Origin of the sequence: Snodgrassella sp. (assembly GCF_024103505.1) — a bacterium.
Taxonomy (GTDB): Bacteria; Pseudomonadota; Gammaproteobacteria; order Burkholderiales; family Neisseriaceae; genus Snodgrassella; species Snodgrassella communis.
The window spans coordinates 144,645-159,508 of record NZ_JAGGIJ010000003.1 but is presented as its reverse complement, the minus strand read 5'-3'; the positions used below and the strand labels follow the sequence as shown (position 1 = coordinate 159,508).

Below are 14,864 nucleotides of genomic sequence, written 5' to 3'. Positions count from 1 at the left end.
TCATTATAAACGTTGATTTTAATCTGTGTCTGCCCGGATAAAGTATCGCAAAAGGCACAGGTAATCTGGTTTGGATGAATGGTAATTTAATATGTTGAAATAATTGTGTTTTATGCTTTCGGTTGCTTTTCTATATAGGTAAAGTTTGACTGGATTACGTTGACCCTGTATGCAAAATTGCCTTATAGTGTGAATAAGTGTGTAAAGGTGTGGCAAAGTGGGGGATAATCCCGTTACGGTGAACTGGAGCTGAATGATGTTTGGCGGCGCGTACGAGTTGAGTATAGACAGTAAAGGGCGACTGGCCATTCCGGCTAAATTTCGCGATTTGCTGGCGCGTCATTTCACTCCGGTTCTGGTGGCTACACTGGAAAAGCGCACGCATTTGCTGTTGTATCCTGAGTCATCATGGCGCAGTGTGGAAGCGCAGTTATTGCAGCTGCCTGTGGCGGGTAACAGGGTATTGCAGGCTTATCAGAATTTGCTGTTGCATAATGCGGATACGATGGAGCTGGATAGTGCCGGCAGGGTATTGTTGCCGGCGCATTTGCGCCGTTTGGTGAATTTTGAACGTGAGGTTTATGTGGTGGGTCGTGCCAATCGCATTGAGGTATGGGGTAGGGCTCTGTGGGAAGAACAGAATAATGCCGCACTGGATATGGATGAAGACATGCTGGCAGCAGAGTTGGGCAAGACTCAACTGCAATTATGAGTGAACTGATGAGTAATGGCGGCCATGTGACTGTTCTTTTGAATGAGGCAGTTGCTGGTTTACAGGTGCAGCCCGCTGGGGTGTATGTTGATGGAACTTTTGGCCGTGGCGGTCATTCGCGCCTGATTCTGTCGCAGCTGGGCGTTGATGGCCGGCTGGTTGTTTTTGATAAGGATCCGCAGGCGATAGCTGTGGCGAAGCAACTGGCACAGCAAGATGGGCGGGTGCTGGTAGTGCACGAGGGTTTTTGTGCACTGACTCGCTCATTGGAGCAGCTGGGTATCAGGCAGATAAATGGTGCGTTGTTCGATCTGGGTATTTCATCCCCGCAGATTGATGAGGCTGGCCGTGGTTTCAGTTTTCGCTTTGATGCGCCACTGGATATGCGTATGGATACTACGCGTGGACAGTCGGCAGCCCAATGGTTGGCAGTAGCTGAAGAGCAGGCTATACATGAGGTGATTAGAAATTATGGTGAAGAGCGGTTTAGTCGCCAGATTGCACGCGCAATCGTGGAACAGCGGGAAGAAATGCCGATTACCACAACCGGCCAGCTGGCGCGCCTCGTGGCGCAAGTCGTCCGTACTCGTGAGCGCGGCCAGGATCCGGCCACACGTACCTTCCAGGCCATTCGTATCTTTATTAACGGTGAACTGGAAGAAATAACGGCTGTGCTGCCACAGGCGATGGATTGTTTGGTGGCTGGTGGCAGGCTGGCAGTGATTTCGTTTCATTCGCTTGAGGATCGTATTGTTAAACGTTTTATGCAGCAATACAGTCGGCCGGCGCCTTTACCGCGCTGGGCTGTAGTTAAGGAGGCTGATCGTGAGCAACCGCCGCTGCGTTTGATAGGCAAGGCGCAAAAGCCCACTTCGGCTGAGATTGAAGCCAATCCGCGTGCTCGTTCAGCAGTATTGCGTGTGGCAGAACGCTGTTGTTAGATAAAAATTTATGGTTGGTTGATTATGAATAAAATCAACATTATTTTGCTTTTGTTGGTGCTGGCTTCAGCTTTTGCTGTGGTAACAGTACAGGATCGTTCGCGCCAGTTTTTTATTGCATTGGATAAGGCGCAAAAAGGAGAAAATCTTCTGAATGAGGATTTCAGTCGTTTAAAGTTAGCGCAGGCAAGGTTATCTAATCATCAGTTGATTCTGGATGCTTCAGCACGGCAGGGTTTGCATTCGCCAGCACTGGCCGAAACGCAGATGCTGGCTGCACCGCAGACAGTTAAATGATGATATGCGCGGGCAGAGAATAATGGAATGCTGCTTTTGGGCAGTTATATCCGGCAGTGGAACAAACTACTATGTTAATTAAAAACGATTATAAGCCGCGTATGCTCCCCCGTGAGGTGAAACAGGCTAAGCCTGTGACAAGCAACGGGCGAATTGTGTTGGTGCTGGGTACGCTGGCTATGGCATTTGCTATGTTAATCGGACGTGGTATTTATTTGCAGACTGAAAAGCATGAATTTCTGAAAGAGCAGGGTGATCAGCGCTTTGTTCGTACTCTGCCTCTGGTGGCTACCCGTGGCACGATTACTGACCGTAATGGGGCTGCTCTGGCTATCAGTGCACCAGCAGATTCTTTATATGCAGTGCCTTCGGCTATGGAGCAGATGCCCGCTGATTCTGAGCTGCAACAGTTGTCTGCTTTGATTGATGTACCGGTGTCTACGATTAAAAGCCGTCTCAGTCGCAATAAGGATTTTATTTATCTGAAACGGCAATTGTCGCCAGAGATTGTAGAAAAGGTGGCTGCGCTGAATATTAAAGGTTTGGCCTTTCAACATGAAAGTAAACGTCATTACCCGATGGGATCGGTTTTTTCTCATATTATTGGTTTTACCAATATTGATGGTAAGGGGCAGGAGGGGCTGGAACTGTCGCGTGAAAGTATGCTGCATGGGGTTGACGGAGCTAAGGTTGTACTGCGCGATAATAAAGGTAATATTGTTGATAGTCTGGATTCACCGCGTAATCAGGCACCGAAGAATGGTGCCGATATGGTGCTGTCAATAGATCAGCGTATTCAGTCTATTGCCTATGAATCTTTAAATAAGGCAATGCAGTATCACACTGCTTCGGCTGGTTCGGTAGTTGTGCTGGATGGTAAAACCGGTGAGATTCTCGCACTGGTTAATTCACCGGGTTATGATCCTAATAATCCGGGTGCGGCTGAAAGCGATGCACGGCGTAACCGTGCTGTTACTGATATGATTGAGCCGGGTAGTGCAATGAAGCCGTTTACTATTGCTAAGGGGCTGGATAGCGGCAAAATCAGGCCGGGCACGGGTTTCAATACTATGCCGTATAAAATCGGGCCGGCTACGGTGCGGGATACGCATAATTACCCTTATCTGGATGTGCGTGGCATTATTCAGAAGTCGTCTAATGTGGGAACAAGTAAGATTTCTGCGATGTTTACGCCGGAAGAAATGTACAATTTGTATACTTCTATTGGTTTTGGCCACCGGATGCATTCGGGTTTTCCGGGGGAAACACCGGGGGTGGTGCGTGACTGGCACAACTGGCGTCCGATTGAGCAGGCTACTATGTCTTTTGGTTATGGTATTCAGATGAGTTTACTACAGCTGGCGCGGGCATATACTATTTTCACCAATGATGGGGAGTTATTGCCGGTGAGCTTTCTTAAGCTGGACAAGATACCACAAGGTGAACGTATTATTCAGTCCAAAACAGCGCGGGAAGTGCGCCATATGATGATTGCTGTTACTCAGCCTGGTGGTACTGGTTTGCAGGGTGCTATAGATGGGTATGATGTTGCAGCTAAAACTGGTACGGCAAGAATGCTGGTAAACGGGCGTTATTCTGATTCTAAGCATATGGCTACATTTATTGGTTTTGCACCGGCGGATAATCCGCGTGTGATTGTGGCTGTCAATATTCAGAATCCTACTACTAATGGTTATTATGGTGGTCCGGTTTCTGGCCCGGTATTTCATGATGTTATGGTGGGTACGCTGAATGTACTGGGTGTCTCGCCTACAAAGCCGGTAAAGACTGGTTTGCATTCTGAAAGGCATTAATCTTCTGACAATCTGTGCTTGCACAGATTGTCTGTCTGTTTGTATCTGATAGAAATGTTCGAAACGGCTGTGTTATGTTTTCCCTGAAAAATCCTTTAGCAGAATATCATTTAAGTGCTCAAACTCGTGCACTGGTTGCGGATCGTACTCTTCGGGTTGACAGCAGACAGGTACAGCCGGGCGATGTATTTGTGGCCTGTCAGGGTGAATACGCTGATGGACGCGATTTTATTCAGGCTGCTATTGATAAGGGTGCTGTATTTGTATTCTGGGATGATGATGGTCGGTTCAGGTGGCAGGCTAGCTGGAAGGTAGCAAATGAGGCTGTAGTGGATTTGCGTCAGCGTGCCGGATTGGTGGCTGCTGCCTGTTATGACTATCCGGGCAGGGATCTATCCATCTGGGGTGTAACTGGAACCAATGGTAAAACTTCGGTGTCACAATGGCTGGCACAGGCTGCTGATATTCTTGGGAAAAAATGTGCCATTATGGGTACGGTAGGCAATGGCTACTGGCAACAGTTACATGACAGTGTTAATACGACTATGGATGCGGTTGCCAATCAGACATGGCTGCGCCGGTTTGTGCAAGAGGATGCGACAGCTGTGGCCATGGAGGTGTCTAGTCATGGCTTGGATCAAAGTCGTGTGGTTGGTGTGCCTTTTGCCAGTGCGGTATTTACTAATCTGACCCGTGATCATTTGGATTATCATCATAGTATGCGGAACTATGGGGCATGTAAAGCTTCATTGTTTTACTGGTCTGGCCTGCAACATGCTGTTATTAATATCGATGATGAATTCGGCTATGAGTTGTGGCAGGATTTGCGCCGTGCTCGTTCGCATTTAACTATATTGGCTTATGGCTTTCATGCACAGGCCGATATTCATATTTATCAGTTTCAGGCCTCTGCCAGTGGTATGCAGATACATTTACGTACACCGTGGGGTGAAGGTGTTGTGCATACGCGTTTGCTCGGGCGCTTCAATGCTCAGAATCTGGCTGCCTGTGTTGGTGTATTGTGTGCCAATGGCTTTGCTTTTGATGAGGTGCTTGCTGTGTGGCCGCAGATTCATCCGGCTACCGGACGTATGGATTGTCTGATGGGAGATAAACAGCCATTGGTGGTTGTTGATTATGCCCACACGCCAGATGCGCTGGAAAAGGCGTTGGCTACTTTACAGGAAATCAAACCAGCCGGTGCACATTTGTGGTGTGTTTTTGGTTGTGGCGGTGATCGTGATGCGGGTAAGCGACCATTAATGGGGGCAGCAGCTGATGCCGGAGCCGATTGTGTGGTGGTAACTAGTGATAATCCACGTACGGAGAATCCGCAGGCAATTATTGCCGATATTTTACCGGCAATTAAGGCGCCGGTGCTGGTTGAGGCAGACCGTGGCAGTGCGATTCACTATGCTGTGCAACATGCAGCAATTGGTGACATTGTGCTGATTGCGGGTAAAGGTCATGAAACCTATCAGGATATCGGTGGTCAAAAGCAGCATTTTTCTGATTTTGAAGTGGCTCAGGCTGCTTTGCGTCAACGCACCTGATGTCTATGTAACTGTTGGTAGAACATGCTCAATTTAGATCTGGATTTTATTTATCAAGCTTTTGGACAGGTGTTGTCTGTCGCTAATCAGCCGGTAACGCGGGTGGTTATTGACAGCCGTCAGATTCAGCCGGGCGATGTGTTTGTCGCGATTCAGGGTGAACGCTTTGATGGTCATGATTTCATTGATGAGGTATTGGCTCAGGGTGCTCGGTTATGTATTGTCAGTCGGGATGACTGTCAAAATAAGGCGCATTGTCTGGTAGTAGCAGATACTGAGAAGGCATTAGGGCAGCTGGCTCACGCTTGGCGAATGGCGGTTAATCCGGCATTGCAGGTTTTTGGTATTACTGGTTCGGCCGGTAAAACCACTGTAAAGGAAATGCTGGCGGCTATTTTGCGTCATTATGCCGGCAACGAAGCTGTTCTGGCCACTACAGGCAATTTCAATAATCATATTGGTTTGCCATTAACGTTGTTGCAGCTACAGCCACAACACCGCTATGCGGTAATTGAAATGGGTATGAATCATGCCGGTGAACTAGGTTATTTAACCAGTCTGGCCTGTCCGGACTATGCGCTGGTTAATAATGCTTTGCGTGCTCATATCGGCTGTGGTTTTGCAGATGTGGCTGATATTGCCCGTGCTAAAAGTGAAATTTATGAGGGTTTGGGTGCGGATGGAATTGGCTTTGTTCCTGCTGATGATAGTCAGTCTGCTATTTGCATTGCTGCTTTACGTGATAAGCGTTATATCTGTTTTGGTACGGAGCAGGGAGATGTACATGCTGAAAATATTGTCTTGCAGCCTTTAGGTATCTGTTTTGATTTGCATAGCCCGCAAGGGGTAATTAATTTACAGGTGCCGGTGCCGGGATTGCATATGGTGCACAATGCTGTGGCTGCCTGTGCACTGGCGCTGGCAGCCGGTTTGCCTTTGACGGCTTTGCGCGGACTCAATGAGTTTGAAAATGCTAAGGGTCGATTGCAACAGAAACGCGGTGTTCATGGTGCTCTTGTGATTGATGATACTTATAATGCCAATCCGGATGCGTTCAAGGCTGCTATTGATGTTCTGGCTGCATTTGCGGCGCCAAGGATTATTGTTATGGGTGCTATTGGTGAACTGGGCAGTAATGCTCCTGCTTTACATGCTGAAGTCGGTGCTTATATCAGAAAGCGCGGCATAGAGGCTGCTTTTTTTATCGGTGACAATTGTCAGTATGCGGCAGAAGCTTATGGCGTTGCAGAAGCGCTTTATCAGGACAGAAGCAGGCTGATTGACGATTTACGTGCATGGGATCAGCAGACGGCTACTATTCTGGTGAAAGGTTCGCGTTTTATGCATATGGAAGATGTGGTACAGGCATTGACGCAAGAATAAGCTGTAGATAGTTATCGTCAAGCTGGATTGAACAACTTAGAATACCGTTTTGTGCGGTTCAGGCTGCCTTGAATGACTGTTTTCATTCGGGCAGCAGTGATTATCAGATTAACCGTCATGGCTTTGTCCGTGGCAAGGGAAAACAACCATGCTGTTGTGGTTAGCAGAACTTTTTCATTACTGGATAAATGGTTTTCATTTATTTCAATATACTACTTTTCGTGCTGTGATGGCGGCACTCACTTCTATGGGCTTGAGTCTGGCATTCGGGCCATGGATGATTCGTAAATTAACCCAGCTCAAGGTGGGGCAGGCCGTACGCGATGATGGTCCTAAAACTCATCTGATCAAAACGGGTACGCCGACTATGGGCGGTACGCTGATTTTAATGGCCATTACTGTAACAACTTTATTATGGGGCAATTTGGCTAATCCTTATATCTGGGTACTTTTGCTGGTGATGCTGAGTACTGGTGCTTTGGGCTTTTATGATGACTGGAAAAAAGTAGTCTATAAGGATCCGCACGGTGTTTCGGCTAAATTTAAAATGGTATGGCAGTCCGCGGTGGCGCTGATTGCCGGTCTGGTGCTGTTTTATGCTGCACACTTAAGCTCAACAACTACTTTTATTGTGCCATTTTTCAAGGAAATTACTTATCCGCTGGGTGGTATTGGCTTTGTGGTTCTGACTTATTTTGTGATTGTTGGTACTTCTAATGCAGTCAATCTGACTGATGGTTTGGATGGACTGGCTGCTTTTCCAATAGTGTTGGTGGCTGCCGGTTTATCTATTTTCGCCTATGTTAGCGGCCATGCTGAATTTGCCCATTATTTGCAGCTGCCGCATGTGCCCGGTGCCAATGAAGTGATGATTTTCTGTGCTGCCGTTTGTGGTTCCTGTCTGGGATTTCTATGGTTTAACGCCTATCCGGCGCAAGTATTTATGGGCGATGTCGGTGCGTTGGCACTGGGTGCAGCACTGGGTACAATTGCGGTGATTGTGCGTCAGGAAATTGTGCTGGTGATTATGGGTGGCTTATTTGTGGTTGAAGCTTTGTCTGTCATGTTACAGGTAGGGTCATACAAGTTACGGCGCAAGCGTATTTTTTTGATGGCGCCGATTCACCATCATTTTGAGCAGAAAGGCTGGAAAGAAACGCAAGTTGTTGTACGTTTCTGGATTATTACTATGATGCTGGTATTGGTGGGATTGTCTTCGCTGAAAATTCGTTAGTGGTAACAGGAATATAATAGATAGTATCTTGATTGATATTGTAATTGAAAATGAGTCTAGGACTGAGCCATGATTGACTGGCGTAATAAAAAGGTTTTGGTTGCAGGGCTGGGACGTACAGGCGTTTCAATGCTGGCATTTTTGACACAGGCGGGTGCTGATGTGGCCGCTTATGATGCTCAGCCAGACGAAAAGACACGACAGTCAGTCTCAGGATGCTATCAGGTTGATATTCATACAGGTGAATTGGCTGCTGTGCTCGGGCAGTATCAGTATGATGTGCTGGCCTTAAGTCCCGGAATCAGTCAGCGTGATGAAGCTATCGTTGCTTTTAAACGTGCCGGCGGTGTGGTGCTGGGTGATGTGGCGATTCTTGCTGATTTGCTTACTGATAGTGATAGTAAAATTATTGCTATTACTGGTTCTAATGGTAAAACTACTACTACTAGTCTGGTGGGTTTTCTGTGCGCACAGTGTGGGCTGGATACGGTAGTGGCTGGCAATATCGGTACGCCGGTACTTGAAGCCTATATGGAGCGTGCTGGTAAGGCTGCCGATGTCTGGGTGCTGGAGTTATCGAGCTTTCAGCTGGAAACCACGCCCTGTCTGAATGCGTCTGCTGCCACAGTACTGAATGTGTCAGAAGACCATCTGGATCGTTATGATGATTTGCTGGATTATGCCCATAGTAAGGATCGGGTTTTCCGTGGTCAGGCCATTCAGGTATTAAATGCTGATGATGTATTCTGTCGTGCGATGCTGCGACATGATCGTCCGGTGAAGTGGTTTTCTTTACAACAGGTTACTGATTTCTGGCTTAATAAAGGTGTGTTATGTGCGGGTAATGAGCCATTACTGGATTATGATGTATTGTCTTTACAGGGTACGCATAATGCAGCCAATGTATTGGCTGCATTCGCCTTATGCGAAGCTATTGGTTTACCACGGTTGCAATTACTCCAGCATGTACATGCATTTAAGGGTTTGCCACATCGGGTAGAAAAAGTGGCTGAAGTCAATGGTGTGGTATTTATTGATGATTCCAAGGGGACAAATGTTGGTGCTACGTGTGCCGCTTTGCAGGGGCTGGATAAGCCGATTGTATTAATTGCAGGCGGACAGGGAAAAGGACAGGATTTTACTCCTTTACGGCTTGCATTGCGCGATAAGGCACGTGCTGTTTTGCTGATTGGGGTGGATGCTCATCAACTGGGCACTACTCTGGCAGAGACTACTTATCCAGTAGAATATTGTGATGATTTGCCTCAGGCCACTAAACGAGCTTTTGCGTTGGCGCACCCGGGAGATATTGTTCTGCTGAGCCCTGCCTGTGCCAGTTATGATATGTTTAAGGGTTATGTACACCGCAGTGAAGTATTTATTGCCAGTGTTCAACAGTTGCAGGACGGCGCAGTATGATTACTGAATCACGTCTGCTGGATCGTAATTTGTTGCGGCGCGGCGATACTTTTGACCAGTCACTGCTGTGGATGGTGGTGTTGATGGCGAGTTTTAGCCTGATTATGGTGTACTCGGCTTCAATTGCCTATGCACAGCATGATGGTGGCAGTAGCTATTTTTATCTGATTCGTCAGGCTGTTTTTTTATTGAGTGGGGGTGTCTTCGGCTGTATAGCGGCTCGTATTCCTTTGCGTACTTGGAAAAAATTGACTCCACTGGTGTTGCTATTCAGTATTATGCTGCTGATTGTGGTGCTGGTAATGGGGCGGGAAATTAATGGTGCCAAACGCTGGATTAATATGGGAATGATCAATATTCAGCCCACAGAGGTTTTCAAACTGGCCATTATTTTATATTTATCGAGTTTTTTTACTCGGCGCGCTGAGATACTGAAAGAATTCAAAAAGGTTTGGTTTGCCGGTATTCCAATAGGGCTTGGGCTGGGGTTGATTATGCTGGAACCGGATTTTGGTTCGTTTGTGGTTGTTTCTGTTATTGCTATTGGTTTGCTGTTTTTGGCCGGTTTGCCGTTTCGTTGGTTTATGGCTGTAGTAGGATTTGGTTTACTGGCCATGATTATGTTGGTTTTGTTCGAACCTTACCGTATGGCTCGTATTGCCGGTTTTCTTGATCCATGGGCAGACCCGCTGGGGAAAGGCTATCAGCTGACGCATTCGTTAATGGCAATCGGGCGTGGTGGTTGGTTTGGTGTAGGATTAGGCGCCAGTCTGGAAAAACGTTTTTATTTACCTGAGGCGCATACGGATTTTATTTTGGCGGTTATCGGGGAAGAATTTGGCTTTGTGGGTATTCTGGTATTAATGTTCTGTTACATTTGGCTGATGATTCGTGCTTTTTCCATTGGTAAACAGGCGCGTGATCTGGAACTGTTTTATGGTTCTTTCGTGGCAAAAGGCATTGGTATTTGGATTGGTATACAAAGTTTTTTTAATATTGGTGTGAATATTGGCCTTTTGCCGACTAAGGGTCTTACTCTGCCTTTGTTGTCTTATGGTGGTTCGGCCGTCATGATTGTTTTAATTTGTGTGGGTTTGCTGTTACGGGTTGATTATGAGAATCGGCGCGTCATGCGTGGGTTTAAAGTTTAAATAATCACAGAATATTTTTGGCTTGGCGAAAAAACAATGAGTGTAAAAACCTTTATGGTCATGGCAGGCGGAACAGGCGGGCATATTTTTCCAGCGCTCGCTGTTGCTCAGGCATTGCAGGCGCAGGGGCATCGTATTGTCTGGCTGGGTAGTGCTGGTGCGATGGAAACACGTCTGGTACCACAGTACGACATACCGCTGGAAACGCTGGCCATAAAAGGTATTCGTGGTAATGGGCTGAAACGTAAGTTGCTATTACCGTTTACGCTGCTAAGGACTATTACAGCAGCACGGCAGATCATTCGCAAACATGGTGTAGACGCGGTAATTGGTTTTGGTGGTTTTGTTACTTTCCCGGGGGGGATAGCAGCCAAGTTATGTGGTTTGCCACTGCTTGTGCATGAACAGAATGCTATTGCCGGTTTATCCAATAAGATGCTGTCGCATTTTGCTAATCAGGTAATGTATGCATTCCCACAGGTATTTGCTAATAAGAACGGGCTGGTTGGTAATCCGGTACGGGCTGATATCGCTGCATTGCCACCGCCACAACAACGCTTTGCCGGCAGGCAGGGTGTGTTGAATATTCTGGTGGTTGGTGGCAGTCTGGGTGCGGATGTTTTGAATCAGGTTATACCGCAGGCAGTGGCTTTATTGCCAGTATCACAGCGTCCGCGGCTGATGCATCAGTCTGGACGCAATAAGCTGGCACAATTGCAGCATAATTATGCTGAGTGTGGCGTCAATGCTGAATGTGTTGAATTTATCACGGATATGGTTTCTGCCTATCGTGATGCTGATTTGGTGATTTGCCGTGCCGGAGCTTTGACTATTGCCGAGTTAACAGCGGCCGGAGTAGGGGCAATTCTGGTACCTTATCCCCATGCTGTTGATGATCATCAAACTGCTAATGCGCAGTTTATGGTTAAGGATGGTGCTGCTGTGTTATTGCCGCAAAGTGGTTTGAATGCGCAGGCGTTAATGACTGTACTGAAAGATTTATCGCGCGAACGATGTTTGCAGATGGCGGCTAAGGCACGTGCACTGGCACAGCCAGATAGTGCAGCTAAGGTGGCAGCGGCAGCCGTGGCTAGTATCCATTAAATTATGATTGAGTCGGCTTGCAGGATGTTTGGCCGAGTATCCAGCCGGAAGTCTGGATTAGCAGGAAAAGTTATACAGTATGAAAGAAAATATGAAAGACCGTATCCGCCATATCCATTTTGTGGGTATTGGGGGTACTGGTATGTGTGGTATTGCTGAAGTTTTGCATAATGAGGGTTATCAGATCAGTGGTTCTGATTTGGCTGATAATGCAGCAACTCGGCATTTACAGGCAATCGGTGTACGTATCTGCTCTGGTCACCGTGCAGAAAATGTTATTGGGGCTGATGTTGTAGTTACTTCAACGGCTGTTAAAAAAGATAATCCGGAAGTTGTGGCTGCACTGGCACAGAAAATTCCAGTGATCCCGCGTGCTATGATGCTTGCAGAAGTCATGCGTTTTGGCCGTGGCATTGCGATTGCCGGTACGCACGGGAAAACCACTACTACTAGTTTGACGGCTTCTGTGCTGGCGGCTGCCGGACTGGATCCGACTTTTGTAATCGGTGGCCGGTTAACTGCTGCCGGCACAAATGCCAAGCTGGGCAAAGGTGAATATATTGTTGCTGAAGCAGATGAATCGGATGCGTCATTTCTCTATTTAACGCCTTTATTTACAGTAGTTACCAATATCGATACCGATCACATGGATACTTATGACCACGATGTAGAAAAGCTGCATCAGGCGTTTGTGGATTTTGTGCATCGGATGCCGTTTTATGGCAAGGCTTTTCTGTGCATTGACAGTGAACATGTGCGCCAGATATTACCGCAGATCCAGAAACCTTTTGTGACTTATGGACTTGATGACAGTGCTGATTTGTATGCAACTAATATTGTTGCTTGTGGTGCGCAGATGCATTTTGATGTGCATACCCGCAAAAAGGGCATTGAACCGTTTAATGTAACGGTTAATATGCCGGGACAGCACAATGTGCTCAATGCACTGGCAGTGATTGGTGTGGCGCTGGAAATTGGCGTGCCGGTGTCGGCTATTCAGCTTGGATTGGCAAGTTTTGCTGGTGTAGGACGCCGCTTTCAGCAATGCGGTGATATTTCATTGCCGGAAGGAGGCAAGGCATTGCTGATTGATGACTATGGTCATCATCCGGTAGAGATGTCTGCAACCATAGCAGCAGCACGTGGTGCTTATCCTGAGCGTCGTCTGGTGGTTGCATTCCAACCTCATCGCTATACACGTACACGAGACCTTTTTGAGGATTTTGTGCAGGTATTAAGTAAAGCTGATGGTGTAGTATTAACTGAGGTATATGCTGCTGGTGAAGATCCGATTGTGGCGGCAGACAGTAAAGCATTGATGCGCGCAATTAGGGTATTGGGTAAAGTTGAACCGATTTATGTGGCAAACGTAGACGAAATGGCGTCTACTTTATTAAATGTGTTGCAAGATGGTGATGTTTTGCTCAATATGGGTGCCGGCAGTATTAATAAGGTACCGGCTATGCTTACGGGTATTGCTGCGGTATAGTGCGGACAGCCTATTTTTATCTAGGTTGAAGACGCAAAAAGAAAAACAGGATTAATTACAATAATGAATGATTTTGGTAAAGTCGCTGTGCTGATGGGTGGCTTCTCCAGTGAACGCGAAGTTTCACTGGCAAGTGGAGCGGCAATTCTGACAGCATTGCAAAGTCGCGGTATCGATGCGCAGGCTTTCGATCCATCTGAGCGCCCACTATCTGAGCTGGTCAGTTCTGGGTTTACCCGAGCCTTTAATATTCTGCATGGTTCTTATGGTGAAGATGGAATAGTACAGGGTGCGCTCGAAGCTTTAGGTATTCCTTATACTGGCTGTGGCGTGGCGGCCAGTGCTTTGGGTATGGACAAGTTTCGTAGCCGTCTGGTCTGGCAAGGTGTTGGTTTGCCTTGTGTACCGTTTATCGTATTGCGGGATGACAGTGATTTTGCGGCAGTAGAAAAAGAACTGGGCTTGCCATTGTTTGTCAAACCAGCGGCAGAGGGTAGTAGTGTTGGTGTGATTAAAATCAGACAGACTGGTGAACTGGCACAGGTTTATCAGCAGCTGAAACAGTATCACGGTGAAATTCTGGCTGAGCGGGCAATTGAAGGTGGTGAATATACCTGCGGGATTCTTGGTGAGCAGGTTTTACCGAGTATTCGTATTGTACCGGCAACAGAATTTTATGATTATGAAGCTAAATATCACCGCGATGATACTAAATATTTGTGCCCAGCCGATCTGACCGCGCCAGATGAACAGTATATGCGTGATTTAACAGCCCGCGCCTTTAAAGCACTGGGCGGACGTGGCTGGGGGCGGGTAGATTTCTTGCGTGATGTTGATGGCACTATCTATATTCTGGAGGTAAATACTGTGCCCGGTATGACTGCGCACAGTCTGGTGCCCAAAGCTGCACGTGAAATTGGCTTGAGTTTTGAAGATTTGTGTGTTGAAATTTTAAGTCATGCGACTTTGGGATAATGCGCAAGCCTTAAAACGGCTTTATCGCTGGTTATATGTGTGTGTATTATTCTGCCTGCTGGCAGCAGGTGGAACATGGGTGGTACATTCACCTTATTTTCCGGTGCGACAGATTCAGGTTTTACAACCGCTGAAGCATTTGCAGTCAACTGAAATTGAAAAAATCAGCCGTCAGTATTTGCGAGGTAATATTTTTACGGTGAATGTAAATGCTGCGCAGGCGGAGCTGGCTAAGCTGCCATGGGTAGCCAAGGTTCAGGTAAAGCGAATATGGCCGGATACGGTGCAATTGGATATTAAAGAGCGGGTACCGGTAGCGCGCTGGAATACACAGCAACTGGTCGATATGGACGGGCGGATATTTAATGCAGTAGCTCAGGATCAGTTGCCTTTGCTTGTTGGAACCACCGGTTCTGCTCGCTATATGACTGTACATTTGTTAACATTTGAAAATCTATTGCAACCGACCGGTCTGCATGTTCAAGAATTGCAATTAAGTGACCGTTCTGCTTGGCAGCTGATATTAACTAACGGTATTACCCTGCGACTTGGACGGGAAAAAGTAGAGCAGCGTCTGGCTAGCTTTGTCTGGGCGTGGCAGCAGGTTTTGCAGAATCAGGCCAGTAATATTGATTATGTGGATTTGCGTTATCCGGATGGTTTTGCGCTAAGGTACAAAAATAGAACTGTTTCAGAACCAGCTGGTGTTAATATAACAGATGCTGCCGCAGCAATTGATCAGCATGGAGCATAACTGGACTGATACGGACCGACCGATTGATTATTTGAATT

Annotated in this window: 13 protein-coding genes; all 13 read left to right on the top strand. The window is 47.0% G+C overall.

Going from position 1 to position 14,864, the window contains the following annotated elements; all coding sequences use genetic code 11:
* Positions 1–256 precede the first annotated feature (256 nt).
* The 13 genes from mraZ (at position 257) to J6578_RS04840 (ending at position 14,826) form a co-directional block, all read left to right on the top strand.
* On the top strand, positions 257–712 hold the full coding sequence (mraZ, locus tag J6578_RS04900; protein ID WP_037404983.1) for a division/cell wall cluster transcriptional repressor MraZ: 456 nt from the start codon (positions 257–259) through the stop codon (positions 710–712).
* Positions 709–1,653: a 16S rRNA (cytosine(1402)-N(4))-methyltransferase RsmH gene (rsmH, locus tag J6578_RS04895; protein WP_239363327.1), complete on the top strand. Its 945-nt coding sequence runs from the start codon at positions 709–711 to the stop codon at positions 1,651–1,653. The genes mraZ and rsmH overlap by 4 nt, the downstream gene beginning before the upstream one ends.
* A gap of 24 nt (positions 1,654–1,677) precedes the next feature.
* Positions 1,678–1,950, top strand: coding sequence for a cell division protein FtsL (gene ftsL, locus J6578_RS04890; RefSeq protein WP_093091195.1), 273 nt, complete (start codon positions 1,678–1,680; stop codon positions 1,948–1,950).
* 71 nt (positions 1,951–2,021) lie between these two features.
* Positions 2,022–3,764, top strand: coding sequence for a peptidoglycan D,D-transpeptidase FtsI family protein (locus J6578_RS04885; RefSeq protein WP_287954013.1), 1,743 nt, complete (start codon positions 2,022–2,024; stop codon positions 3,762–3,764).
* A gap of 74 nt (positions 3,765–3,838) precedes the next feature.
* A complete protein-coding gene (locus J6578_RS04880) occupies positions 3,839–5,317 on the top strand; it encodes a UDP-N-acetylmuramoyl-L-alanyl-D-glutamate--2,6-diaminopimelate ligase (RefSeq protein WP_287954012.1) in 1,479 nt (492 codons plus the stop codon).
* 24 nt (positions 5,318–5,341) lie between these two features.
* Entirely contained in the window at positions 5,342–6,700 is a 1,359-nt protein-coding gene (locus tag J6578_RS04875; protein ID WP_287954011.1) for a UDP-N-acetylmuramoyl-tripeptide--D-alanyl-D-alanine ligase, read from the top strand.
* A gap of 148 nt (positions 6,701–6,848) precedes the next feature.
* Positions 6,849–7,934, top strand: a complete 1,086-nt coding sequence (gene mraY / locus J6578_RS04870; RefSeq protein ID WP_239427929.1) for a phospho-N-acetylmuramoyl-pentapeptide-transferase — start codon at positions 6,849–6,851, stop codon at positions 7,932–7,934.
* A 72-nt stretch (positions 7,935–8,006) separates the two neighbouring features.
* Positions 8,007–9,353, top strand: a complete 1,347-nt coding sequence (gene murD / locus J6578_RS04865; protein WP_239427964.1) for a UDP-N-acetylmuramoyl-L-alanine--D-glutamate ligase — start codon at positions 8,007–8,009, stop codon at positions 9,351–9,353.
* Positions 9,350–10,504, top strand: coding sequence for a putative lipid II flippase FtsW (ftsW, locus tag J6578_RS04860; protein WP_093091185.1), 1,155 nt, complete (start codon positions 9,350–9,352; stop codon positions 10,502–10,504). The genes murD and ftsW overlap by 4 nt, the downstream gene beginning before the upstream one ends.
* Before the next feature lie 36 nt (positions 10,505–10,540).
* Positions 10,541–11,608, top strand: coding sequence for an undecaprenyldiphospho-muramoylpentapeptide beta-N-acetylglucosaminyltransferase (gene murG / locus J6578_RS04855; protein WP_093091183.1), 1,068 nt, complete (start codon positions 10,541–10,543; stop codon positions 11,606–11,608).
* 79 nt (positions 11,609–11,687) lie between these two features.
* Positions 11,688–13,097: a UDP-N-acetylmuramate--L-alanine ligase gene (murC, locus tag J6578_RS04850; RefSeq protein WP_287954010.1), complete on the top strand. Its 1,410-nt coding sequence runs from the start codon at positions 11,688–11,690 to the stop codon at positions 13,095–13,097.
* A gap of 63 nt (positions 13,098–13,160) precedes the next feature.
* Positions 13,161–14,072 (top strand): D-alanine--D-alanine ligase, encoded by a 912-nt coding sequence (locus J6578_RS04845; protein WP_093091181.1) that lies wholly within the window; start codon positions 13,161–13,163, stop codon positions 14,070–14,072.
* Positions 14,056–14,826: a cell division protein FtsQ/DivIB gene (locus tag J6578_RS04840; RefSeq protein WP_239427927.1), complete on the top strand. Its 771-nt coding sequence runs from the start codon at positions 14,056–14,058 to the stop codon at positions 14,824–14,826. Before J6578_RS04845 ends, J6578_RS04840 begins: the two co-directional genes overlap by 17 nt.
* Positions 14,827–14,864: the final 38 nt, after the last annotated feature.